Source organism: Pseudomonas sp. HP_01 (assembly GCF_055284355.1).
In genome coordinates this window covers 53,537-77,281 of record NZ_JBTOPV010000001.1, presented here as the reverse complement: position 1 = coordinate 77,281, position 23,745 = coordinate 53,537, and the positions used below count along the sequence as shown (strand labels likewise).

Here is a 23,745-nt window from a genome sequence, read left to right as displayed (position 1 = left end):
GTCAGGCTTGAAGTGACAGGCTGTCAAAGATTCGCGTACTGGCTTCGATCGCCAGGCTGATTGTCGAAGCGTCTCTCCACAGCGAGTCAGAAACCGAGTCTGAGAAGATCTCCAGAACATAGTCACCCTTGTAGCCACACTCCACAAGTCTGCGCAGTATGGGTGAAAAGGAGATCTGACCATCCCCGAGGGCACGTCGGTCATGCAGTGACCTTGGGCGACGCCAGTCAGCGAGCTGCACCAGAAATAGCTTCTCTGATGTAATCGACTCGATAAGGGCCCGATCCTGCCAGCTGTTGTAAATATCGAGGCAGACGCCAAAGCTTTTTTTGTCCACCGATGCGGCCATCTCTTGAGCTTGGCTGTAGGCGAAAAGAATAGAGTTGGCGTTCATAAGAGATGGGCCGAGAGCCTCCAGAGCGATCTTCATCCCCTGATCTTCGGCATGGTTGGCCAGAGTCTGGTAACGCTGCACGCAGCCTTCCCAAACTTTGTACTCGTTGCCATCGGGATCAGCTCCAGTGTTTGTCACCAAAGGCAGACCTTTCCAGTATTTGCTAAACAGATCCACCGAGCCAATGAGATTTTCCAGCCGGGCCTCCGGAGACTCTGGCTGCGGTGCTGAAGCGGATGGAAAGACTGTAAGCGTCTTAGGTTGGATGGACGTGATCCGAACACCGCTTTCTTTGATATACGCCAACTGGTCATGAGCCTCGCTACGATCAACCGAGAGCTTTTTCTCATCTATCTCCAGTCCGCAGTCCAGTGTTTTGCAGAGGGCCAAGTCCTGCTCCAACGTTAGTGGCTTGGTGGTGATCTGGCTGATAGCTAAGCGTTGCATAGTGCTTCCTGTGAACTTGGTTCGTATGAATTGCGCCATTCGCGCAAGCAGCCATTGGCTGCCTCGACTGATAGGACGGTATCCACATCTACAACTCATTCATGGTGATGTACGTTGCTGCGTTCGATTTTCCATCGAACAGACAGCGCCAAACAAATGAAGCATGCGCCAACCCAACCTATGGTGCTAACCCCCGCGCGATCTACCAGCAACCCAGTAATGACTGCACCAATGCCGATGCCTAGATTTATCATTGATACGTTTATGGCATTGATCAACTGACCAGCGTTCCCAGCCCTTTTTAATACGTCTATTCCGACAAGCAGGCTGACACCAGCGTGGCTGCTGGCAACAATGATGATGGCGAGTGGTACAGCCCATGTGAGATTGCCAAAAACTGACAGGGCGCACATGCCCAAGGCCATGGTCATCAAGACCCGTCTGAACAGTGGCTCCAGATCATCTTTTACACGTCTGGACAGGATCAAATTGCTCACGATGTCTGCGACGCCGTAGAGACATAGGATCAGCGTGACGTTCATCTCACCGAAGCCGGTTTCCTTTTCCAGGAAGGTAGCCAAGAAGTTGAATACCGAGGCAACGCCAGCAAATATTAAGCACGAACTGACCAAGGTCATTGAGACGTCAGGCTTGAAGGCTACACCCAGGGTGTCGCGCAGATTTTCTTTCTGCCGCGATTCTTCTGCAGGCCTCACCCAAATCCACACGGTTAGCAAAGCCACACTGCTCAGCGCTGTCATCATCCACATTGCCATCCGCCAATTGGTGGCGTCTGCGATGAGTTTGCCGACTGGGACGCCTACGACCGATGCGATCGAGATTCCCACCAAGACTCTACCAATCGCCATGCTTTCATTGCGGCCTTGCGACAGTGACTTCGCGGCCAGAGCGGCGTTTGTCCAGAAAACAGCAACGCCGATTCCTCCTAGTACGCGACCAATGAGGATGATGGAGTAGTCGCTAAAGACTGCGGAAATCCCGTTCCCGAGAACGAGTGCCACGCACGCGGCGATGAGGAGGGATCGTTTAGAGGCCCGGTGTGCTAGAACACCAATGATTGGCGCGCTGATGCCCATGCCTAAAGCAAAAGCCGTCACCAGCCCACTCGCCGCGCCAATAGTGATGGCCAGCGAAGTTGCAATTTCAGGTAGTAAACCTGCGACGATAAATTCAGAAGAGAGCATTACAAATGCAGTGAAGGTCAGCGCATAGACCCTTGGGTTGATCGTGCTGCGGACTGGTGTCATCGGAAAAACCATCTTCTGAGTTCAGTGGACACGGCCTGCCAAGCAGGGGCGTTAGGTGAAATATTAGGGGGTTGGGCAGGGCGCTTGCTCAGGCTCTCGGCATAGCCTGATGAAGCTTTTATAGAAACGGGATGAGCAAAACCGCGACAGCCACAAAGCTATCGCGGTTGTCCTTCGTTTTAGCGGTTAGCGTCGGCCAAGCCAGCCTCGATGAACCGAGCGGAACTCTCCATAGCCTGCTGACCTTCCGGCAGCATGGCGGCGTAGAAGTGCCAGGCGTGGAACATCGCAGGCCATACTTCCAGGTTCACGCGAACTCGGTTATCAGCCAGGTGAGTTGCAAGGCGCATTGCATCACTCAACATCAGCTCGTTCTCGCCGATCTGCACCAAGATTGGTGGAAGACCGGTGACGTCCGCGAACACAGGTGAGGCCAGAGGATGATTGGCCAATGTGTCGCCCAGGAATGCTCTGGCGAGGATGTCCAAGACAGGCTTGGAGTTCAGAGGATCCAGCCCTTCACGGTTGCTCATGGAAGTACCGGTGTGTTCAAGGTTTGCCCATGGCGAGATGGACGAACCCACTGCAGGCAGTGGAAGCCCTTTGGATTTAGCAGCCACCATCACGCTGACAACCATCGCGCCGCCAGCTGACTCGCCAGAGAATGCGATCTTGTTAGCCGGGATTTTCTGCTCAAGCAGCCACTCGTAGGCGCGCAGTGTGTCGTCAATAGAGGCTGGGAACTTGTGCTCAGGGGCAAGGCGATAATCCGGCATGTAGACACGAGCGCCGAGCATTTTTGCGTAGTTGCCGCCGATACCGTGGTAACCGTCTGGACGACCAACAATGTATGCGCCGCCATGGATGTACATCACTACTGCGTCGGTCTTGATCTCATCAGGGGTAACGAGTGTGCCCGGTACGCCGCCCATGTCGACCGCTTCGAATTTGACGCCAGCAGGCGCAGGATTCTGTGCGAGCATTTTTGCGTAAGAGTCGCGGATGTCGCTCATTTTTGTGGTGGTATCGATTCCTTTAAGAACGGGTACCAGATCGCTCAGGCTGTTGGCCCAGGTTTGGACGGCTGCTTGTACTTTAGTGTTCATAATGACCTCAATTGATCGTTGGGCAATGGAGTAGCTAATTGAGATACTATGCTTCTTATTGGGGAATAGGGTTCCCCATATCAGGTGCTAAATCGCCCTAACGTTGACGGCCAGAGGTCTCCATGGAACTCCACAACCTGAACGACATTGCCGCTTTTGTAAGCTCCGTAAACGCTGGCAGCTTCACTGCGGCGGCGAAGCAGCTGGGGCTCACTCGCTCGGCGGTGGGGAAGTCGATAGTCAGGCTTGAGGCTCGTTTGCAAGTACGCCTGCTCAATCGCACTACTCGTAGCTTGAGCATGACGGACGACGGGCAGGTTCTTTATGAGCGGTGTGTGGGTGTTCTCCAGGATCTGGACGATGTGGAGGACGCCTTGGCGTTTCGTCGCTCGACACCCAGTGGACGGCTGCGGATGAGCCTGCCGGTTGCATTGGGCAGGCTTCACGTTCTCCAGCACATCGAATGCTGCCTGAAAGATTGGCCCTCCTTGAGCGTGGATATCGCGTTTTCCGACAGGCTGGTCGATCTGATCGATGAAGGATTTGATCTGGCCATGCGCATCGGGCCGCCGAAGGAGGATTCTCGTTTGTTAACGCGCACTGTGGCCTACCAACAAATGATTACCTGCGCTTCCCCCAAATATTTGGCTGAGCATGCCGAGCCTAAAACGCCGGACGCTTTATCCGAGCACCAGTGCCTGCATTTTGTGAGCGGTGGGAGATTGCTTCCCTGGAATTTTCGCGTGAATGGTAGCTCTGTGTCCGTTACTCATGGCGGAAGGCTGCAGATGGACAGTGCCGAGTCGTTGCACCAGTCGGCTGTCGCTGGCCTGGGGATAGCGACTCTGCCTTCCTACGTGGTCAACGACGATTTGCGCAGTGGCAAGCTCGTTCAACTGCTCGCGGAGTACGCCGAGGCGGCGGAGCCTATTCGGGTGATCTACCCTAGCAAGCGGCACCTCTCTCCAAAAATTCGACTCTTCATCGATAAGCTCGTGGAGGCTTGGTCACCATGCCCCCCATGGGAGCAACATTCTGCGGAAGGCATTCACTCTGGCTGACCTGTGAGCGAAGCCCGGCAACAGCGTTGCGCTGATCGAGGGGCGCCCACTTGCACGCCGCGAGCGCATACAAATCGAACTCGTCGTCCGAGACACTACGGCGCCACGGCCCTAGAGCGTTTCCAGGAAGAGACTAAACTCTTGGTGCTTCATGGGCATTGAACCAGCCTGGGCGGTACTCGCTCCAGGTCAGTTGCCAGAAGCCCTCATGCTTGCGACGAAGCCGCATCCGGTAATGCGCGCCATAGAGGGGCGTGCCATCTTGCGTGTGTGAGTTTCCAGGAATGACTCTGCCGACAATCATTTCAGCTACCCCCTTTTCCTCGTCGGACTTGATCTCCAGCACGTCCGCGAAATGCTGCATCCACGGCCAGGGCCTGCGAAACTCTTTGAAGGAGCCGATGATCGCGTGGCGCCCTTCAATAAGGCCCATCGGTTGGAAATCACCAGCGGCGTCGTTGGTAAAGCAATGAGCAAGCAGCTGCATGTCAGCCTGATCCAGCGCCCATGAGTAACGAGCGTAGGTTTCAGCAATACACTCCTCGCTGGGTACCGAAGGCGTTGAGCTTGGGAAAGCAAGCCATGGCGCGTTCAGTTCGCTCACGAGGGTCGGAGCGGGATCGCCAATCCTCCATCCGTCGTCACCTGGTGGAAGTTGCCAGTGAGTTGCAAGCGAGTAGTCCCCGGTTACCCAATTCAAGGCAATCAGCACGCTGTCGAGGTGCCAGGAGTCTGCTGTCTTTTTCAGAGAGCCCGTGACAGTCATGCCAAATCCGAGCGTGGCCGACTTTGCGGCTTTGCGGATATGGCCATAGGCGTAAAAGCTGAAAGTGGCATCGGTCTCTCCACCTCCCACATAGTGATTGGTTGCCTTCACTGAAAAGCCATCAGCCTTGGCACGGTCTTGCTGGAAAGCTCTGACAATCTTGCGTCCACCCTCATGAGCGGACATGTGGCTTGTCACCAACTGGCAATTGTCAGTGAATATATCCCCAGCAGATACCCAATTACCGCTCTCCCAGGCTTTCAGAAAGGTAGCTATAACGCCCTTAATGTCGGTGCGGTCACTTGAGCCGGTCACTGGGTAACCTGCGAGGCAGGTTGGCCTATGGGAAAGTGTGGCAGGACATACTCAGCCATCTCATCCAGGACATCAGCGGCTGGTCGTTGCAGAGGTTTGATATTCAGTGCGACGTGTGAAACACCTTCATCCTGTTGCCGTTTCCAGAGCTCCACGAGAGCATTACGCCCGATCCTTACTCCGTTGTAGCCGCGTTCCAGCGGTGTGTTCGGATCCTTCGCCAGATCGAAAAATGTCGCGTAGCCGTATGGTTTTGCATTGCCGGTCTGGCTGGCAGAACGGAACTCGCGGATGAGGCCGGGCAAACGATTGAAGTCGCTTAGATGCCAAATCCAGGCATCGGCATTATTGGCTATCCACTCAAGCGTCTGACGGGCCCGGCCCACGACGATCATCGGGAGTCGAGGGCCAACTGGCTTGGGTACCATGTCTAGCAAGCCTTCCAGCTGGCCGAAAAGTTTGGTTGAGACGCTTGGGAAGCTGTTTTCAGTGACTGTCTTAATCAGCTCGAAGCCCTCCCGGTATCGTTCTTCTCTCGCTTCGAAATCAATCCCGAATGCGGGATATTCAATCGGGCGATCTCCGCTGGAGAGCCCTAGCAAGAAACGACCGCCGGTTAGCTGGTCGACCGAAACGGACTGCTTGGCGACAATCAGTGGTTCACGTAACGGAAGAACGATGCCCGTTGTGCCCAAAGCAATGTTTTTGGTAACAGCAGCCAGATATCCCAGATAGACAAACGGGTCGATCATTTGACCAGTGTCACCAAAGCTCGGGTCATAGAAGGGCACATCTCTCATCCACAGACTTGCGAATCCAGCCTCGTCCGCAATGCGAGCAAGGCGTTGATGATCCTGGAGCGTCGGAAACGGTGAATTCGGATAGCCCTCCAGGGGCATGATGTATCCGAAGGTGAGGCCTTCGGGCTGGAATACACGCGAATAGGCCGGGTGAGATGCAAGCTCGGGACTGAGCTCAAGGGAAGGGCTGAGAGAAGTCATTGCTAAACCTCATTGTTTCAAGCCGATTACTACTGCGTAAGCGGCTTTCAGATGAACAGGTCTGCATGGTAATGAAGGTATTGGGGAAAATGTGTCCCGTCTGATGGGGCGCGAGCAACTGTTGGCCGCTATTAACTCAATGAAACGTCTGCTGGGTCAGTCGCTTAAACTCGTCCGCTATAGGCGCCTTAGACGGGATGAGTATTCTGGTGATTCGAGGCAGACCACGGTTTTTGCCCGCTGGTGAGACAAGTGATTCGACATTCAGACACATAATTTAACATAATATACATTATGCGTAACACCATGTTACGCATTTGGCCCAGTGTCCCAGGCAATCGAACGTGGCGCTTCCGCATTTCATGAACCTCTGTCCCAGGCATCTAGTTTCACGCCAAACCCAACGCTCACTTTCGATGATCACAGCTCACAGCTCACAGCTCACAGCTCGCCGTTCACGCTGAGCTCGGTGATCCAACAAGCTCAATCGCCGCTTACCTAACGCGCACCCTTGAATCCAGCGCAGCCTCCGAAGCCTCCGAAGCCACAGCAAACATCTCGTAAGCCATGCCAACATCAACATCCACATCAGCATCAGCATCAGCATCGATACCTGATCCCCAAGTCACGAGGATGTCGATACCTGACCAGCGCCAGTGATATGCAAGACAGATGATCTGCCACAGACGCAGATCCGGAGATTTACGACTATTCAGCTCGCCGACATCCAGCTGACCGCGAGCGCCTGACCGCCGGGAGCTTGTACGGCGACTTCATGAGGCCCAGGCTTCGAAGCCGATCCTCCGACACAGCCGGCTCAAGTCAGCGCAAGGACGCCCCAATGAACCGTCACTCCAGCCGCGTAACAGGCAGCTGCCCAACGCCGATCACCCGGGCGTGCGATTGCCTGAACACCCCGAAAGCCCAGTAAATCAAGGCCTGTAGAGTATCAATGCGCCCGCAAAAGCCCCTGGATAGCCCAACAAATCGCTGCTCCTGGGTGTCGAAACTGGCCCAAAAACCGCGAAAGACACCTACCTGCACACGCAAACGGCACTTGAATTGCCCGAAAGGCCTAAACGAGTCCACAAACCCTAGGGTGACCAGAGAACCCCGCTAACACACCCCGACGCAAATATGCAATATCCGATAACTGTCAGACCCGGATATTGCATATATACGTCACCTGCACGATCATGCCGGCATCTTCCGCATCTCCAGCCAGCGAATTCAAATGCCCGCGCCTTCGTCCCCTCATCCGCTGTTCGAAACCTACGCGAAGTTCGGCGAGCTCAACTTCAGCTCCTTAAAGGAAGAGCTTCCGGCGATCCGGGATTATCTCGAGCAATTCCCCGCTGAGACCCAGGCCATCGAAGGCTACCGCGCCGTGCGCAGCTTTCTCAAGTCCTACGCCGGCAACGAGTCCACGTTCAATTCCTACCGCACTCACGTCGAGCGACTGCTGCTCTGGACCCTGCTCAAATCCAGAACACCCCTCCTCGCCATGCGCCGCACCCAGGCCGAGAGCTTCATGGAGTTCTGTCTGGCGCCCGATCCTTCATGGGTCGGTCCTGTGGTGAAATCTCGCTTCACCCGACTGGGTGCCCGCAAGAAAACCGCGACGGACACTTACGTGCTCAACCCCGACTGGCGGCCGTTCAGCCAGACCGTCGCCAAGGAAGAACGCAAGCGCGCCGAGGAGGAAAACCGGCCCGCCCTTCAGGACACTTACCGGCTGGCCCAGGGCTCTATTGCGCAGATCTTCGCGGTATGCGGGAGCTTTTTCCAGCACGCGATCGATGAGGGTTTCTGTGAGCAAAACCCGTTTCGCGCGGTGAAGCAAAAGAGCAAATACAAAGAGCGCAACACCGACAACCAGGACACGCGCATCCTGACCTCGCTGCAGTGGGATTTCGTGCTGGAGACTGCCGAACTGCTGGCCGCCGAGGACACCAAGTACGAGCGCACGCTGTTTATTGTGGCGACGATCTTTGCCATGTACCTGCGAGTTTCCGATCTGGTCGGTCGCGATAACTGGAAGCCGACCATGGGCGATCTGCGCAAAGACAGCGCCGGGAACTGGTGGTATCACGTGGTGGGCAAAGGCAATAAAGCCGGCAAGATCAGCGTGCGTGACGACTACGTCGAGAACTACCTCAAGCGCTGGCGACTGCACCAAGGCCTGTCCCCCCTGCCCGGCTTCCGTGAAAGCACGCCGCTGATTGCCACCCAGCGCGGTCGCGCCGGTTTGTCGGACCGGCATATCCGCGTGTTGCTGCAGGAGGTGTTCGATCGCGCGCTCCAGCGTATGCAGGCCGAGCACTGGCCGGACGAAGACGTCGGTCGCCTGCGCGCGGCGTCCTTGCACTGGCTGCGGCACACCTCGGCCACCTTCGATGCGCCGCACCGCGACATGAAAGACCTGCAGGTCGATCTGCGTCACAACAGCCTTAGCACGACACAGAACGTCTACTACAACTCCGAGGATGAAAAGCGGGCTTACTCGGTCAAGCGTCTGCCCATGAAAGAGCGATCGTGATCGGTCATTCCCTGGGCGGATTCTGAAGGTGAGCGGCCAGGCTAACCGTTGAGGATTGCCTGATGAATATGCTCCAGCGGCATGACCCGCTGGGCAGCGTTGAGTTTGATGGCCTCCTTGGGCATGCCGAACACCACGCAGCTCGCCTCATCCTGTGCAACCGTCGCAGCGCCTGCGTCGAGCATCTCCTTGAGGCCGCGTGCGCCGTCGTCGCCCATCCCGGTCATGATGATGCCGGTGGCGTTCTTGCCGGCGAACTTGGCCACCGAACGAAACAGCACATCCACTGAAGGCCGATGGCGGTTGACCTGGGGCCCGTCGATCACCTGGGCGTGATAATAGGCGCCACTGCGCGTGACTATCAGATGCTTGCCGCCGGGGGCGATCAGCGCCAGACCTGGAAGGATTCGGTCGTTGTTGCGTGCCTCGCGCACTTCGATCGCACAGATGCTGTTGAGGCGTTCGGCAAACGAGGCGGTGAACTTCTCCGGCATGTGCTGCACGATCACAATGCCCGGGCACACCCTCGGCAATGCCTTGAGCACTGCTTCCAGCGCCTGCGTTCCCCCGGTGGACGTGCCGATGGCGACGATCCGCTCAGTGGTCTGCGCCATGGCGTGGCCACTGGCGGCAGGCAAGATGGCGTCCGCAGTCAACTTCCCGGCCGGGGCTGGCAACGGCGCCGGGCTGGCACTGCGCTTTCCCAGGTTTCTGACGTTGGAGTTAGCCGCAGCGCGTATCGCTGCCACCAATTCGGCCGCCGATTCGATCAGGAAATTTTTCAACCCGGTCGTGGGCTTGGTGATGATTTCAACAGCGCCTGCCGACAGGGCCTGCAACGAGGTTTCGGCGCCTTTCTGGGTCAGCGAAGAACAGATAACCACCGGCGTCGGCCGCTCGCTCATGATTTTCTTGAGAAAGGTGATCCCGTCCATCCGGGGCATTTCCACGTCCAGCACGATCACATCGGGCCATTCCCGGGCGAGCTTGTCCATGGCGAAAATCGGATCGGACGCGGCGCCCATGACGTGGATATCCGGCGTGTCGCTGAGAATGGCCATCAGCACCTGACGCACCACGGCCGAGTCATCGACCAGCAGTACGCTGATTTTTTTGGTAGGCATCTTGTTGAAGTGTTCCCATTGGTTGGTGCCGAACCCAGACGTTGCCGTTCCACACGTCGAACATGATCGTGCGGTGACCGGTGCTGCCCATGTCCTGGGCGGTCAGGTGCAGGTGGTAACGCTCGGCCAGGGCCAGCGCTGCGCGAATATTCAGGCTGGCCACGTCCTCCGTGCGCAGGTCGCGCGGCTGATCGGGAAACATCCTGCCGCCGCCGAACAGCTTGATCTGGTAATCCTCAACCTGCGTCCCGTTGATGAGAACGTGTCGAAGCAGCAACTCCAGCGCCTCGTCGCCATATCGGCCGTCCAGCGGCTGATCGTGACGCAGGCGTCCTGGCAGCATGAAGTGACACATCCCGCCGATCAGCCGTTGCGGGTGCCAGAACGTGATGGCCACGCAGGAACCCAGCAGTGTGCGCAAGCGTGTCGGACGCGTCGCGAAACTGACCTGGCCAGGGGCCAATACCACTTCGGCCGCGCCGACGGGCATTTTCATGGCTTGCGGTAAATCGATGGCGCGACGAGCTTCAAGGTGTCATTAACACCGTTGAGGCTTTCCGAGTGACTGATGATCAAGTAGCCGCCTGGTTTAAGCAGCGGCAGCATGCGTGCGACCACCTGGGCCTTGGTCGGCTGGTCGAAATAAATCATCACATTGCGCAGGAAGATCACCTCGAATTCACCGAGGGCGGGCAGCGTTTCGTTGAGGTTGACCTGGACAAAATTGACGCGGCTGCGCAATGCCTTGTCTATCAGGAACGTGCCCTCCTGGCGGCCGATGCCTTTCAGGCAATATTTGACCAGCAACGGCTGAGGCAAGGTCTCGGCACGGCCCATGGCGTAATGGCCGCTGCGCGCCTTGGCCAGCACTTGCGTACTGATGTCCGAGCCGACCACTTCCCAGGGCGTGGTGCCCAAGCCCTCGGCGAGGGTCATCGCCAGGCTATAGGGTTCTTCGCCCGAGGAACTGGCCGCGCTCCATACCCGAAACACCTTGCCCGGCGCCGCCTTGGGCAGCACCTGCTGGCGCAGGAAGTCGAAGTGCTTGGGCTCGCGAAAGAAATAGGTCTCGTTGGTGGTCAGCAAGTCCAGAGCAACCTGCAGCTCGCCCTTGCGCTCGTCCTTCATGATCAGCTTGAAATACTCGCCGTAGCTCTGCAGCTCGTAATGCTTGAGACGCTTGAACAGGCGCCCTGCTACCAGCGCCTTCTTGGCGGGAGACAGGTTGATGCCGGCCGCGCGGTAGAGCCAGCTCTGAAACTGGCCGAATTCGCGATCATCAATGGTAGCGGTGTCTGCCATGTTCGGGCCTCAACGCGGATCGATATCAAGGGCCGGTGCCTGGCCGGCTTCGGCAATGCTGGACATCTCATCAATGGACAGCACCTTGTCCACATCCAGCACAATCACGAACTTGCCATCGACCTTGGCCATGCCGTTGATGAAATCGGAGCGAATCCGTGCGCCGAAACTCGGTGGCGGCTCGATCTGCGCGGCCGCAATCTCCTGCACCGCAGAGACGGTGTCGACCAGCAAACCGATGTCCTGCGCCTGCCCCTCTTCGGTGCTCGCTTCAATGATGATGACGCAAGAGCGCCGGGTGATCGCAGAGTTGGCTCGCCCGAAACGCGCCGACAGGTCGACCACCGGCACCACCGCACCGCGCAGGTTGATCACCCCGCGCACGAAGGCGGGCATCATTGGCACAACGGTCAGGCTGCCGTATTCGATAATTTCCTTGATCCCCAGAATGCCGATGGCAAACATTTCGCCGCCGAGCATAAAGGTCAGGTACTGCGCATCCTCATCCACCGCGACGGCGGTATGCCGAGTAGTCATCACTGCGCCCATGTCGTTCTCCCTGTAAGCCCGCATCGATTCTTGTGATCAGAAACGGGTGAATTCGGATTCGTCCGGGGCACTGGCCATGCTGTACGCAAATGCTTTGCGTGGCGGCTGCGGTTTCATCCGTGGCGGCTGATGGCCTGGCTTGCTGCCGGGGCTGTCCACGCTGCTGCTTTGAACGGCGGGCCTGGGCGTTGAGTCAAGCACGAAGAAACTCATGGCTTGTTGCAGCTGTTCGGCCTGACTGCTCATTTCTTCGGCTGTGGCGGCGAGTTCTTCGCTGCTCGACGCATTCTGCTGGGTCACCTGGTTGAGCTGGGTCATTGCTGTGTTGATCTGCGCGACGCCTGCGGCCTGCTCTTCGGATGCCGCGCTGATTTCCTGCACGAGATCGGATGTTTTGTTGATGGACGGCACCATTTCGCCGAGCAACTTGCCGGCCTTCTCGGCCATGTCCACGCTGCTGGAAGACAGCTCGCCGATTTCCTGGGCGGCGACCTGACTGCGTTCGGCCAGTTTGCGCACCTCGGCCGCTACCACCGCGAAACCCTTGCCATGCTCACCGGCCCGAGCGGCCTCGATGGCTGCGTTGAGGGCCAGCAGGTTGGTCTGATACGCGATGTCATCAATGATGCTGATGCGCTGGGCGATTTTTTTCATCGCCACGACGGTCTGCTGCACCGAATCGCCGCCCTCGGTGGCTTCCTTGGCGGCTTTGCTGGCCATGCCATCGGTCACTTTGGCGTTTTCGGTGTTCTGGTTGATGCTGGCGCTCATCTGCTCGATCGAGGCACTGGTTTCCTCGACGCTGGCCGCCTGTTCACTGGTGGCCTGGCTCATCGATTGCGCGGTGGCGCTGACCTGCTCGGAGGCACTGGCCAGGTTATCAGCGGCGTTGCGGACTTCGCCGATGATGTGTCCCAGCTTGCCTACCATGTTGCGCATGGCGTTGAGTACCATGCCGGTTTCATCTTTCGTGCCCGGTGCGATAGGTGCACTGAGGTTGCCTTCAGCCAATTGCTCGGCGGCGGAGGCGGCTTGTCTCAACGGACGAGAAATGATCCGCGCGATGAACACGGCCAGGCCCAGACCGATCAACAACGCCGCGACCAACGCCACGATGATCGCCAGGCGGGCACTTTCGTACAGCGCCGAGCCCTTGTCACCGGCAGCCGTTGCGCCGGCGTCGTTGAGCTCGACCATTTTCTGCAGGCGGTTGGTCAGGTCTTCGAAACGCACCTTGGACTCACCCCTGAGCAGGCTGCGTGCCTGGTCCTCCTGATTCTGCCGGGAAAGCTCGAGCACTTGACTGCTGGTTGCCAGGTAGGACGCCCAGGCGCTTTTCGCACCCGCCAGAAGCTGACGATCTTCCTCGTTCGACACCAACTGCTCATAGGTGCCCATGCGGGTTTCGAACTGTTGGCGGGCTTCGACGGCTTCTCGCCCGGCCTGGGCCTTTTCCTCGGCGATATCGGTGCTGATGTAGCGGTTCTCTTTCAAGCGATAGTTGGCGGCAAAAAAGCGCATGCCTGCCGCTGCCCGCATGGAAGGCATCCAGTTGCCACGGATGTCCTGAGCAGCCTGATTGACGGCCCCCAGCTGATGAATGGCGAACAGGCCCATCGCCGCAGTGAGGGCCAGCACCACCAGGAATGAGCTGATCAACTTGGTGGAAATTTTAAGATCGTAGAACCATTTCATCGTGGAGCCTCCAGGGTGTTGCAAATACGTCAGCGAGCGACGACGGTTGGCGAATAAGGCGCCTGGGTCGTGCGGGCTTCCAGTTGTACGATTTGGTTGAGCAATGCCGGTATGTCGAGGATCAGCGCCACCGCGCCACTGCCTAATATGGTCGAGCCGCTGATGCCCCGCAGGGCGCCGAACAACTTGCCTAACGGTTTGATCACGGTCTGGAACTCACCGAGCAGATCATCGACGACCAGCCCGGCCTTGTGCTCGGCGTAACGCACCACCACTACATTCTGGCGTCGGCCGGCGCTGCCTTCGTGGCTGAAGTGGTTGCGCAGGTCCACCAGCGGCAACACCTCGCCACGCAGGTCCAGGTAACCCTTGTCGCGGCTCGACTGGCGCTGGTGCTCGTCCAGCTCGATGCACTCCTGAACCATGTCCAGCGGAATCACGTAGGTGGATTTGTCGATGCCGACCAAGAATCCGTTGATGATCGCCAGGGTCAGCGGCAAGCGAATACGCACCACGGTGCCCTGGCCGGGACGACTGTCGAGATCGACGGTGCCGCGCAGCAGCGTGATATTGCGCTTGACCACGTCCATGCCGACGCCACGGCCCGACAGATTGGTCACCGCCTCGGCGGTAGAGAAGCCCGGTTCGAAGATCAGGTTGTAGATCTCCTGATCAGAGAGCACCGCACCGCTGGCCACCAAACCGCGCTCTTGAGCCTTCTCCAGGATCCGTTCGCGGTTGAGTCCGTTGCCGTCGTCGGCGATTTCGATGACGATGCTTCCCGAGTCGTGGTAGGCATTGAGGCTCAGATGGCCCTTCCCCGCCTTGCCGGCAGCGCGCCGGGCATCGGCGCTTTCGATGCCGTGGTCCATGGCGTTGCGCAGCAGATGCATCAGTGGGTCGCCGATTTTTTCGACGACGGTCTTGTCCAGTTCGGTTTCTGCGCCGCTGATGGTCAGCTCGATGTCCTTGCCCAGCTCCTGGCTGATATCGCGCACTACGCGGCGGAAGCGATTGAACGTGTCGCCGATGGGAATCATGCGCAGGTGCAGTGCGCCATCAAGAATCTCCTCCACCAGTCCTGATACCGTCGAGGTCGCCTCTTGCAGCGGGTCGTTCTGGCAGGAACGTGCCAACAGGCTGGCACCGGCGCTCGCGATCACGAGTTCGCCGACCAGGTTAATCAGCTCGTCAAGCTTGTCCGCATTGACGCGCACGTAGTTGCCGTCCCGGTTTTTTGGCTCACTGGTCGCCGGTAGCCGCTGCGCCGACGCCGTCAATGGCCCCTGCTCTGCCTGAGCAACCAGCTCGCCGCCGATGGACACAGCCTTGTGGGACGTTTCGTCGACGGCCTCGATGCGCACTTCACAGTCGTCACGCACAAAGTCGAAGACTTCGTTGAGGGTGGCGTGGCAGGCCGTCGAGCGCAGGTCAATCTCGAAACCCAGATAGCAGCTCTCCGGGTCCCAGCTGTCCAGTGCTGGAATAGTGTCGGTGAGGGTCGTGACTTGCGTTATCTGCCCCAAAGTCTTCAGGTAGCGCAGGAACGACAGCGGGTCCATGCCATTGCGAAACACGTCCACACCAAAGCGCAGGGAAATATGCCAGAGCACCTCAGCTGACGTGTCGGCAGCGCCGGTTTCGGTGTTTTGGACGCCAGTGTCGGGGGTGCTGTGCGGGGCCTGATAGGTGCTCAACGCCTCGCGCAACGCCGCTTCACGCTCCAGGGCGGCAGGCTGGAGCGTCTCGCCACGACTGGCGACGACGTTAATCAGCTCCAGCATATGATCGCCGCACTTGAGCAGCACCGCGATCAGCGCGGTGTCGACTGCCACACTGCCGTCGCGCAGTCGGTCGAGTACGTCCTCGACAATGTGCGTGAAGCTGACGACCGGGTTCAGGCCGAACAGGCCGGCGGAACCCTTGATGGTGTGGGCGGCACGGAAAATCGCGCCGATGGCATCCTGGTCGGCGGGCTCGTTTTCCAGCTGCAGCAGGGATTGCTCCATGACCTGCAACAGTTCGTGCGCCTCGACGATGAATGTCTGTAGTGCCTGGTCGAGATTGATGCTCACCCGGACCTTCCTTGTCTATCAATGAACGTGCAATGAACGGGTTGGGACTGGCGCGGCGGTCGGTTTATGAAGCCGCTTTGCGACACAACTCAAGTGCCTGCGTGACCGCCAGGCTCTGGCCGGTGACGCTTAACGCCGTGCCAGCGTTCTCGGCTTCACGCTGGATGACCGCGAGCAACTGCAGCCCGGCTCCATCCATTTCCGTGACCGGCGAGAGGTCCAGCATCAAGCGTGGCGCGGCCCCCATCTGCGGCAACAACGCGCCCGCCAGCTCGGCGACGGTGTAGATCGTCAGCTCTCCGTCAATACTGACGCAGGTGCTGTCGTCGAGTGTTTCGATGGTGATCGGCATCGCAGCCTCCCTCGCAAGGATTCAGGGCAGGATCAGTTTCGAAACCGCAGCCAGCATCTGCGCGGGCTGAAACGGCTTGACCACCCACGCCTTGGCACCCGCCGCCTGGCCCTCGGCCTTCTTCGACTCCTGGGATTCGGTGGTCAGCATGATGATCGGGGTGAACTTGTAGCTGGGCAGTTTCTTGACCTCCTTGACGAAGGTGATGCCATCCATGTTGGGCATGTTCACGTCACTGATGATCAGGTGCACTTTCTGCCCGGTGAGCTTGCGCAGCGCATCCTTGCCATCGCACGCCTCGATCACGTCGTAGCCGGCGCTTTTCAAGGCAATGCCTACCACTTGCCGCACGCTGCTGGAGTCGTCGACCACTAATACATTCTTCGCCATGAGAGAGTCCTAAAAGAAGGTGATGTCTTGAGAGTTCTGCTGCACAGGCGTCTCGCCACGATGGGTGCGCCGCTGCTCGTCGGTGGCGTAGGTCGCGTCCATTCGTGCCAGCCACTGGCGGGCATCAATGGACGTCGCCTGATCCGGGGCCTCGCTCGCCTGGAGCAGGTGGCCATGCAAGTCGTCCATGTTGTCGCGCACATGGCTGAGGATCTGGCTCACACGGTCCTGGAATTGCAGGTCGACCAGCACCTCGGTCATCTCCTCACCAATGCCGCGACTTTCCTGTTTGAGCAGGTCCGCGGATTCGGCCAGGCGGCCGGTGATGTTGTGAAACCGCTCGAGGACGACTTGAATACTGTTTTCTGACGCAGCCACCGATTGACTGTCCTGATCGGCGCTGCTGGAGGCGGCGTGCACCAGTTGCGTGATGCCGTTATTGATGATGTCGACCTTGGCCGACATCTGCTGGCCGGTCTCACTGGATTTGCTCGACAGGCTGCGTACCGCGTCGGCCACGACGGCAAAGCCGCGACCGGCTTCACCAGCACGGGCCGCTTCAATGGCCGCGTTGAGTGCCAGCAGGTTGGTCTGCGCGGCAATGGCCGCCACGTCGGCGGCCATGGTGCGCAGTTCGCCGGTATACGCGGTAAGGCCGCGCACCTGGGCCAAGGTCTGGTCACGGCTGGTTTGCGCGGCCTTGAGCGAGTTGATCACCTGGCTTAAATCGCTTTCGCTGAGGGACAGCACTTCAACCGCCCCGTCCGAGGTTTGCCCGTCGAGTTCGCCGGCCGCACGCTGGGACGCCTGAACCGTTTCCTGCAATCGCGCGGCAATCCCGATAAAACGATTGGTCAGATTCACAATCGCCTCTTCTGTCTGATGCCGGGAGCTTTCCACTTGCCGAGCCCAGATGGGCATCGCTCCCAGCAATACCTCATTGAGCTGTACCCGCGAGGTCATGCCGTTGCTGACCGCATCCGCCTCCGACTGATCCGCTTGCGCCAGAGCAGTGGCTCGCAGCACCACGTCACGCCGGGAGACCGCATCCCAGGCACCGGCAGCGAGGCCGATGAGCACCAGTGCCGCGCACGCAATGAGGTTAGGGAGAGAGGTTGACTGGAACAGTGTCCATGCAACGGCGGGCACGACCGGAATGAAAGCGAACCAGAGAAAACGCGGCTGAGCGGAGCGGGGAATGCGGATGGATTGACGCTGGGTCATGGGTTCGATCCTTGAACAATGCTGCTGATGTAACTGACATCACGGTTATCTGCCCAGTGCGTCACAACTTGAGTCACCCCCGCTGCCTTCCGTCTGGTTTATGACTGTCGCGTGACCGCCGAGGATGCCTGCCCTCCTCTTGCTGCCGGCCACGACCACGCGATTCCCGGTGATGCCGGACTGCAAAACCGGGGACTTTTTTTGTGCGGTGCGATGTGATGCGGAACGTGCCTGAACCTTCCTGCTAGCGCATGTGCAGGATGACGGGATCAGGGCTCGTCAGAGAGCGACCATCATCGACATCCCGATTGACACTTATATAAAGAACTGGCGATTGAAAGGGTCTTCCAGGGAAAACGGGAACGCTATGCCCAGCAACTTTCCGGCATTGGTGAGGTTTGTTCACAGAAGCATGCTGGAGACCGGCCTAGTTCGGCCTCTTCTCCGGGGGTAGATTGCCGTGACATCAGGCGTCCAACGTAAGTTATTAATGGCGAAACGTTGAAATCGCCGACCGCTTTAATCACTGCTCCCTGACTCACTCGCCCGTGAATCATTCCACTGTATAAGGTGCCCACAGTATGCGCGACCATCAGTTCGGCCTCTTCACTCACGCTCATGCCGGGGGCACACGAGGGCTGACGCGGGCCTTCGGACTTCTGTTCGGACTGGCCGCCTTCAGCGAAGCCAATGCGTCGCCGCTGAGCAGCGCGCGCGCTGCCCCACAGGCCTCGTCAATCAAGGCGCAGCAAGCCGCGTCGCGCATCTGGATGACCGTTCGCGACACGCGCTTTGAGATTACCCTGGCCAATACCCAGGCAGCCCGGGAGTTTGCCGCCCTGCTGCCACTCTCCCTTGACATGCCCGACCTCAACAACAACGAGAAACACGCCGAGCTCCCCAAGGCGCTTACTACGAATGTCACCCGGCCAGGCACGATCCACAGCGGTGACCTGATGTTGTACGGGTCGCAAACCCTGGTCGCTTTTTACGTCACCTTCCCTTCGTCTTATTCCTACACCCGCCTGGGCCGCGTGGATGACCCTGCCGCACTGGCGCGCCTGGTTGGCAGCGATGACGTACGGATCAGCTTCTCAAAACAATAACGTCCGATCACTTATTCCAGACGTCTACGCGTCGCAACGGCCGACGTCTGAATAACGCTTTTATAACGAGCGCACCCACGTGGCGATTTGAATATGGCGGCGCCTGTCGTCATGTTCAGCCGTCGCTGACGAACGGGGGTTTGCTTTAAATACTTAATACTCTTAGTTAACAGGTAACCCATGAAACTACAGACACTTGCCGCCTTGATGACGGTCTCGGTGCTCGGCGGTTGTGCCACTGGAACAACAAGTCCTGAACCTGGAAAGTCCATCGTCAACATAGAGGCCCACGCGGGAGACGACATGATAGCAAGGCGTCTCGACGGAAATCAGGCCCAACATTTTAATCACTTCATTGTTTCACCGGGCAGGCATTCGATGGAACTGGGGATTGTGATGATCGGTTATCAGAATAGCCATCGTCGTTGCACGGCGACACTTGACTACGCCAACTTCGCGGCCGATCAGCGCTATACATTGGTACAGAGCCAAGCAGACAGCGAGGTCAAGGTTTCGCTGATGGACAGTGGTGGCGTTGAAGTGGCTCAAGCCGGCACGGTGCCTTGCCTTTAATAAGCCAATCAGTCCTCTACGCATTGCAAACCGAATCGAGGGTGGCATCCAGCGAATGTCGGGATGCCAACCCTGAGGCACTGCCTGCGAGGGCGCAAGCGCTTAAAACCGGCTTAGCCGCGCAAGCGACTGCCATTCCCCACGATCAACGCGCCCAATACCAGCAACGCGGCAGCGCCCATGAACGTCGCGGCAATGGAGACATGATCCAGCAGCAGGCCACCCAGGGCGCCGCCGACCATAATCGACAGCTGGATCGCCGCAACCAGCAAGCCGCCGCCACTTTCCGGGTCATCACTGACGCTTCTGCTGAGCCAGGTTGACCACGCCACCGGAATGGCCGCGTTCAGCCCGCCCCAGCAAATCATCGCCACGGCGACGCCTGGCTTGAGGTGGCCGAACAGCAGCATCAACAGCGTCACCGTTGCCAGCAGCAATGGCAGCCAGCGCAACAGCGCATACATTCGGTCACTCACCAGCGCCGTCCCCGCATAGGTGCCGGCAAAACCTGCGACACCGAGCCCCAGCAAGAACAGCGACAGCTGCGGGGTCGTTGCCTGCGTATAGGTTTCAAGGAAGGGTCGAAAGTAGGTGAAGGCCGAAAACGCGCCGGCGAAGGTCAACATCACCGCCATCATGCCGAACGCCACGTGACGACGACGCAGCAGCGCGAACAATTGACGGACCGAGCCCGCCGACTTGGGCGGCATGGACGGAAGGCTGATCCATTGCCACAGCAGGTTGATCAGCACCAGCGGGACCAGTCCCCAGAACACGCCTCTCCAGCCGATGATGCCGCCCAGGTAACTGCCGATAGGTGCAGCAAATGCCGTGGCGATGGCATTGCCGGTGAAAATGATGCCGAGGGCTCTGGGCACGGTATCGGAAGGAACGAGCCGCATGACGGTCGCCGTGGACAGTGCCCAGAACCCGCCGATGGCAATCCCCAGCACGGCGCGCGCAATCATCAGGACCAGAAAGCTAGGCGCCTCGGCAATCAGGATAAGCGAGGCCAGCATCAGACTGGTCAAGCCGATCAACACGTAGCGACGATCAATGCGCCCGGCGATGACCGACATGAACAGGCTGGTGACGACGGCAAACAGTCCCGAAATCGAAATCGCCTGGCCGGCCATCCCCTGGGTCGCTCCGAGGTCGGAGGCAATCGGTGTCAGCAGGCTGACCGGCATGAATTCGGATGAAATGAGCATGGCCACGCACATGGCCATGGCACCCACGGCGCTCCATACACCTCGATCAGGCCTGGCTATTTCAGGCTCGACTCTTTGTAGCTCAGCAGTACGCATTCATGCCCTCGACACGTGTCCGGCCCGTGCAATCGCCTCACGCCAGGGTGATGTGCGACGAGCGCCGGTTTTGATGGATTGAGTGGCGTCACGGTACAGGCGACGTCAGCCCTCGCCTATCGGGGTGCGTGTGATGCGGTGATGAGCATTGCTCATTAATGACGGGAAGCGGGAGCACCCTGTGGGACAGGCTTTAGCCGGGAAAGCGTCAGACCTCCCGGTTTGAGCCGTTGCGGATCACCCCAGCGGGGCAATGTCCCGGATCATGTCGATCAGGAGGCGCAGGCCCAGCGGTTGCTGGCGATAGCTGGAATAGTAAATGTGGAAACCCGGACTCACACTCGCCCAGTCCTCAAGCACCAACTCAAGGGAACCGCTTTTCACGTAAGGCGCGAGGATCGGTTCAGCCGCGTATATCAGTCCACTGCCCGCGCAGGCCAGTGCAATCGCCATCCGCGTCTCATCGAGAATCACGCCACCGAAGACCGGGACCGCGAGCTGCACGCCTTCTTTTTCGAACTCCCAGTCGTATATCTTGCCGGTGCCGACCTTGAACTTCAGGCAGCGGTGTTGCTTCAGGTCCTCAGGGTGAACGGGGGTGCCCCATTTGCGCAGATAGTCGGGCGTGCCGGCGACCAACCAGCGCACGTCCGGGGACAGACGGTGCGCGATCATCCCTTCGGGCACCGTCGCGCCAAAGCGCATGCCGGCATCGAAGCCGCCCTCCACGACATCGACCATGCTGTTGGAGATCGAAATATCCACTTCGATGTCCGGGTAACGCTCTCCGAACAGCGGTAATACCGGCGCCAGCAGCAACAGCGCGGCATCGCTGAACACATTCAGCCTGATCCTCCCCGTGGGCTCGTCCCGGTAACGGTTGAGCACTTCCATGGCCTGGTCGATGCGGTCGATGGGCTCACGAATCGACGCCAGCAACTCCTGACCGGCAGCGGTCAAGGTGACATTGCGGGTGGTCCGGTTCAGCAAGCGCACGCCAAGCCTGGCTTCCAGCGCCTTGATCGCATGGCTGAGAGCCGACGGGCTGATGCCGACTTCCAATCCCGCACGGCTGAAACTCAAATGCCGGGCGACGGCCAGGAAGTACATGAAATCGGCGAGGTTGGCACGGGTGAGCTGCATCATCTACCTACGCAAGGGCGTCTCGAACGGCGAGGGACGGGTTGATCACGAACACGCGAATTGGGCGGAGTATATCCGGGTTCACCACTGGCCTTAGATGAGCGTAGGTCATGAGTGAGCTGAGGGTGGCTCAGCAGTTAGTGCGGTTATGCCACGTGCCTGGCCCCTATCCGGCCCTGCTGGCAAACACCTTCTTTAACACCGGGACCGCTGAAAACACGTTCGGCTATCCGGCATAGAACGCGAATTGGGTGAGCATTTCCGAGGCCTGAGGTTGGGTCAGGCCGTTATCCATCGCGCGATTGAGGTGAAAGCCCACGGGCTCCCGAGATTCGAGGCTTGCGAGCCGTTGGGGACGAGGGTCATGGAGGGTGCGCTATCCTCCGCCTGAGCGTTGGCGACCATCAGCATCATCGCCAGCGTCGAGAGTGCTGCAACTGCGTTCATGGGCGAGCTCCTGAGTGAATGAGGTTTGGCCTTCAACCTCATTCACGCGGTAGCGATGTACTACAGGGCCCTGTGACAAACAGCAGTGAGCGATGCTCATGAATTCAGGCTGATCACCCCTTTCCCCAATTGCTGACCACGGCGAATGTGTTCAACGCCACGACAGCGCCGTTAGCCCTGGTCAGGGGTGAATAAATCAGACCGTTTCAAGTAGTCGGCAATCGCCGCCAATGCCTGCGCCGGGGAATTGAGCGCGGTGTCTACGGTGAAGGGTTCGGTGTCCCAAGGCTCATAGTCATGGTTCATAACGGATTGCCAAGAGGGAGGCGTCAGCCCCGGGATATCGACCTGCCGGCTCTCCACCCTGCGTCGATGCTCCGTCATGTCGGAACAGATGACCTGAATATTCACCAATGGCGCGCCAGAGCGAGAGGATATGGCGCTCCACGCTCTACGGCTTTCCACCACGGGATTCACACAGTCGACAACCACCGTGCCGCCCAAACCAAGGTTGCCGGCCGCCAACCCGTAGGCGATCAGATAACCCGTGCGGCCCACATCCCGCGCAAAATCCGCCGAATCACGAAGGGCTTGTTCAATCGTATCGATGCGCACATAAACGGCACCCAGCTTCGCGGCCAGACCCTTGGCGATGGTCGTCTTCCCGGTACCGGGCAGACCACTGAAGACGATGAGCATCTGAGACTTCCCCATAGGATGTGCTGTTAAAACAGGCTAATTTACTCCTGTAAGGGATGCCAACGCCGCCGGTGGCGTTCAAGATCAAATAAATAGACCCTTTGAATACAACATGCTGAGTTGAGCCATCCATGCAGATCCGAGCCGTTTTGATACTGGCGAGCTCTGCGCGCCTCACGGGCTGAATGAGCTTGAACAGGGGCTTTTGCGCATGAACTCAGACTTCCCGCAACCCGCGCTGTTTCGCAAAAAGGCGCAGAGCTATCAGGCACGCTGGCCCTGGTTGCGCGTTCTTGAGTGAGAGCCCGGTTGCGGTCTCCAGGAAGGTTTCAAGCACCCCGCGCCAGCGCGCTTAAGTGACGCCAGTGATAAGTAAATCGGCCTGTTTTAAAAAACGTGACGTCAATTTACCGACTGCAAATTTACCCTCTAATCCCTAGAAAACCTAAAACCGTCATATTCCCGACGAAACGCACTTTCACCGCATTGCCTTCTGCCATCACCTCCCCTCAGAATCACGTCACACCCGCTGTCCGCGCCGTGATTTGCCAAAAAGGAATGAGAGCAATGAAGAGCATTTTTGTGGTTGTGATGAGTATGTGTTCCGGTGCGGAAGGATGTCTGGACGAGAACCAGCCGACAGCGTATTCGACCCGCGCAGAATGCATGGAAAGCGTTGCCCTGATGCCGACCCGAAAGGGGATCAAGTACCACTGCTCCTCAGTGCCTCAGGTGCTGATCACCCAGCAGCGACGTACCACCAAGAACCACCTCGTGACCAACTCCGTCGAAGCATCTGTCGGCCCTTGAGCGGCAACGCCGGGCTGCGGATAATCCGCGCCCGGCGCACCTCATTCATACA

The 23,745-nt window shown here is 58.6% G+C and carries 23 protein-coding genes and 2 pseudogenes; 6 read left to right on the top strand and 19 right to left on the bottom strand.

Translation table 11 applies throughout. The annotated features are described in order from the left end of the window. Nucleotide 1: 1 nt before the first annotated feature. From ACYAR8_RS00345 to ACYAR8_RS00335, 3 genes are all read right to left on the bottom strand, one after another. On the bottom strand, nucleotides 2-841 hold the full coding sequence (locus ACYAR8_RS00345; RefSeq protein ID WP_463578709.1) for a sugar phosphate isomerase/epimerase family protein: 840 nt from the start codon (nucleotides 839-841) through the stop codon (nucleotides 2-4). A 95-nt stretch (nucleotides 842-936) separates the two neighbouring features. Continuing rightward, nucleotides 937-2,109, bottom strand: a complete 1,173-nt coding sequence (locus tag ACYAR8_RS00340; RefSeq protein WP_463578708.1) for an MFS transporter — start codon at nucleotides 2,107-2,109, stop codon at nucleotides 937-939. Nucleotides 2,110-2,288: 179 nt separating this feature from the next. Further along, nucleotides 2,289-3,215, bottom strand: coding sequence for an alpha/beta hydrolase (locus ACYAR8_RS00335; protein WP_074883457.1), 927 nt, complete (start codon nucleotides 3,213-3,215; stop codon nucleotides 2,289-2,291). Between the two features lie 122 nt (nucleotides 3,216-3,337). On the opposite strand from ACYAR8_RS00335, the gene ACYAR8_RS00330 reads away from it, so the two are divergent. Next, a complete protein-coding gene (locus ACYAR8_RS00330) occupies nucleotides 3,338-4,276 on the top strand; it encodes a LysR family transcriptional regulator (protein ID WP_463578707.1) in 939 nt (312 codons plus the stop codon). A 133-nt stretch (nucleotides 4,277-4,409) separates the two neighbouring features. Here ACYAR8_RS00330 and ACYAR8_RS00325 read toward each other — a convergent pair whose 3' ends face one another. After that, on the bottom strand, nucleotides 4,410-5,357 hold the full coding sequence (locus ACYAR8_RS00325; protein WP_463578706.1) for a nuclear transport factor 2 family protein: 948 nt from the start codon (nucleotides 5,355-5,357) through the stop codon (nucleotides 4,410-4,412). Next, nucleotides 5,354-6,358, bottom strand: a complete 1,005-nt coding sequence (locus ACYAR8_RS00320) for an LLM class oxidoreductase (protein WP_463578705.1) — start codon at nucleotides 6,356-6,358, stop codon at nucleotides 5,354-5,356. Before ACYAR8_RS00320 ends, ACYAR8_RS00325 begins: the two co-directional genes overlap by 4 nt. 1,234 nt (nucleotides 6,359-7,592) lie before the next feature. Between ACYAR8_RS00320 and ACYAR8_RS00315 the strand changes: the two genes are divergently transcribed. Continuing rightward, nucleotides 7,593-8,897, top strand: coding sequence for a site-specific integrase (locus tag ACYAR8_RS00315; RefSeq protein ID WP_108119275.1), 1,305 nt, complete (start codon nucleotides 7,593-7,595; stop codon nucleotides 8,895-8,897). A 41-nt stretch (nucleotides 8,898-8,938) separates the two neighbouring features. On the opposite strand, the gene ACYAR8_RS00310 is transcribed toward ACYAR8_RS00315, so the two are convergent. The 9 genes from ACYAR8_RS00310 to ACYAR8_RS00270 form a co-directional block, all read right to left on the bottom strand. After that, nucleotides 8,939-10,021 (bottom strand): protein-glutamate methylesterase/protein-glutamine glutaminase, encoded by a 1,083-nt coding sequence (locus ACYAR8_RS00310; protein WP_074883441.1) that lies wholly within the window; start codon nucleotides 10,019-10,021, stop codon nucleotides 8,939-8,941. After that, on the bottom strand, nucleotides 9,984-10,517 hold the full coding sequence (gene cheD / locus ACYAR8_RS00305) for a chemoreceptor glutamine deamidase CheD (protein WP_074883439.1): 534 nt from the start codon (nucleotides 10,515-10,517) through the stop codon (nucleotides 9,984-9,986). Before cheD ends, ACYAR8_RS00310 begins: the two co-directional genes overlap by 38 nt. Next, nucleotides 10,514-11,323 (bottom strand): CheR family methyltransferase, encoded by an 810-nt coding sequence (locus tag ACYAR8_RS00300; RefSeq protein ID WP_074883436.1) that lies wholly within the window; start codon nucleotides 11,321-11,323, stop codon nucleotides 10,514-10,516. The genes cheD and ACYAR8_RS00300 overlap by 4 nt, the downstream gene beginning before the upstream one ends. A gap of 9 nt (nucleotides 11,324-11,332) precedes the next feature. Beyond that, on the bottom strand, nucleotides 11,333-11,872 hold the full coding sequence (locus ACYAR8_RS00295; protein WP_074883433.1) for a chemotaxis protein CheW: 540 nt from the start codon (nucleotides 11,870-11,872) through the stop codon (nucleotides 11,333-11,335). A gap of 36 nt (nucleotides 11,873-11,908) precedes the next feature. Beyond that, nucleotides 11,909-13,567: a methyl-accepting chemotaxis protein gene (locus ACYAR8_RS00290; protein ID WP_463578704.1), complete on the bottom strand. Its 1,659-nt coding sequence runs from the start codon at nucleotides 13,565-13,567 to the stop codon at nucleotides 11,909-11,911. 29 nt (nucleotides 13,568-13,596) lie between these two features. Then, nucleotides 13,597-15,642 (bottom strand): chemotaxis protein CheA, encoded by a 2,046-nt coding sequence (locus ACYAR8_RS00285; RefSeq protein WP_463578703.1) that lies wholly within the window; start codon nucleotides 15,640-15,642, stop codon nucleotides 13,597-13,599. A gap of 64 nt (nucleotides 15,643-15,706) precedes the next feature. Continuing rightward, nucleotides 15,707-15,994: an STAS domain-containing protein gene (locus ACYAR8_RS00280; RefSeq protein ID WP_074883423.1), complete on the bottom strand. Its 288-nt coding sequence runs from the start codon at nucleotides 15,992-15,994 to the stop codon at nucleotides 15,707-15,709. Nucleotides 15,995-16,015: 21 nt separating this feature from the next. Then, nucleotides 16,016-16,384 (bottom strand): response regulator, encoded by a 369-nt coding sequence (locus tag ACYAR8_RS00275; RefSeq protein WP_074883421.1) that lies wholly within the window; start codon nucleotides 16,382-16,384, stop codon nucleotides 16,016-16,018. Between the two features lie 9 nt (nucleotides 16,385-16,393). Next, a complete protein-coding gene (locus ACYAR8_RS00270) occupies nucleotides 16,394-17,305 on the bottom strand; it encodes a methyl-accepting chemotaxis protein (protein WP_463578972.1) in 912 nt (303 codons plus the stop codon). An 884-nt stretch (nucleotides 17,306-18,189) separates the two neighbouring features. On the opposite strand from ACYAR8_RS00270, the gene ACYAR8_RS00265 reads away from it, so the two are divergent. Both ACYAR8_RS00265 and ACYAR8_RS00260 read left to right on the top strand, forming a co-directional pair. Then, nucleotides 18,190-18,714, top strand: coding sequence for a cyclophilin-like fold protein (locus ACYAR8_RS00265; RefSeq protein ID WP_463578702.1), 525 nt, complete (start codon nucleotides 18,190-18,192; stop codon nucleotides 18,712-18,714). A 180-nt stretch (nucleotides 18,715-18,894) separates the two neighbouring features. Then, a complete protein-coding gene (locus ACYAR8_RS00260) occupies nucleotides 18,895-19,287 on the top strand; it encodes a PA0061/PA0062 family lipoprotein (RefSeq protein WP_463578701.1) in 393 nt (130 codons plus the stop codon). 113 nt (nucleotides 19,288-19,400) lie between these two features. On the opposite strand, the gene ACYAR8_RS00255 is transcribed toward ACYAR8_RS00260, so the two are convergent. The 5 genes and pseudogenes from ACYAR8_RS00255 to ACYAR8_RS00235 all read right to left on the bottom strand — a co-directional run bounded on the left by ACYAR8_RS00255 (nucleotide 19,401) and on the right by ACYAR8_RS00235 (nucleotide 22,883). Beyond that, entirely contained in the window at nucleotides 19,401-20,510 is a 1,110-nt protein-coding gene (locus ACYAR8_RS00255) for an MFS transporter (RefSeq protein ID WP_281248149.1), read from the bottom strand. A 321-nt stretch (nucleotides 20,511-20,831) separates the two neighbouring features. Continuing rightward, a complete protein-coding gene (locus ACYAR8_RS00250; RefSeq protein WP_074883844.1) occupies nucleotides 20,832-21,737 on the bottom strand; it encodes a LysR family transcriptional regulator in 906 nt (301 codons plus the stop codon). 226 nt (nucleotides 21,738-21,963) lie between these two features. Further along, nucleotides 21,964-22,056: pseudogene (locus ACYAR8_RS00245) on the bottom strand (carboxymuconolactone decarboxylase family protein); the annotation flags it as partial. After that, nucleotides 22,017-22,184, bottom strand: coding sequence for a hypothetical protein (locus ACYAR8_RS00240; protein ID WP_463578990.1), 168 nt, complete (start codon nucleotides 22,182-22,184; stop codon nucleotides 22,017-22,019). The pseudogene ACYAR8_RS00245 and the gene ACYAR8_RS00240, both read right to left, overlap by 40 nt. A gap of 171 nt (nucleotides 22,185-22,355) precedes the next feature. After that, nucleotides 22,356-22,883 (bottom strand): P-loop nucleotide/nucleoside kinase family protein, encoded by a 528-nt coding sequence (locus tag ACYAR8_RS00235; RefSeq protein WP_074883841.1) that lies wholly within the window; start codon nucleotides 22,881-22,883, stop codon nucleotides 22,356-22,358. A 154-nt stretch (nucleotides 22,884-23,037) separates the two neighbouring features. Here ACYAR8_RS00235 and ACYAR8_RS00230 point away from each other — a divergent pair. Both ACYAR8_RS00230 and ACYAR8_RS00225 read left to right on the top strand, forming a co-directional pair. Continuing rightward, a pseudogene (locus tag ACYAR8_RS00230) lies at nucleotides 23,038-23,184 on the top strand (nucleotidyltransferase family protein); the annotation flags it as partial. 266 nt (nucleotides 23,185-23,450) lie between these two features. After that, nucleotides 23,451-23,693 (top strand): hypothetical protein, encoded by a 243-nt coding sequence (locus ACYAR8_RS00225; RefSeq protein WP_074883412.1) that lies wholly within the window; start codon nucleotides 23,451-23,453, stop codon nucleotides 23,691-23,693. Nucleotides 23,694-23,745 lie beyond the last annotated feature (52 nt).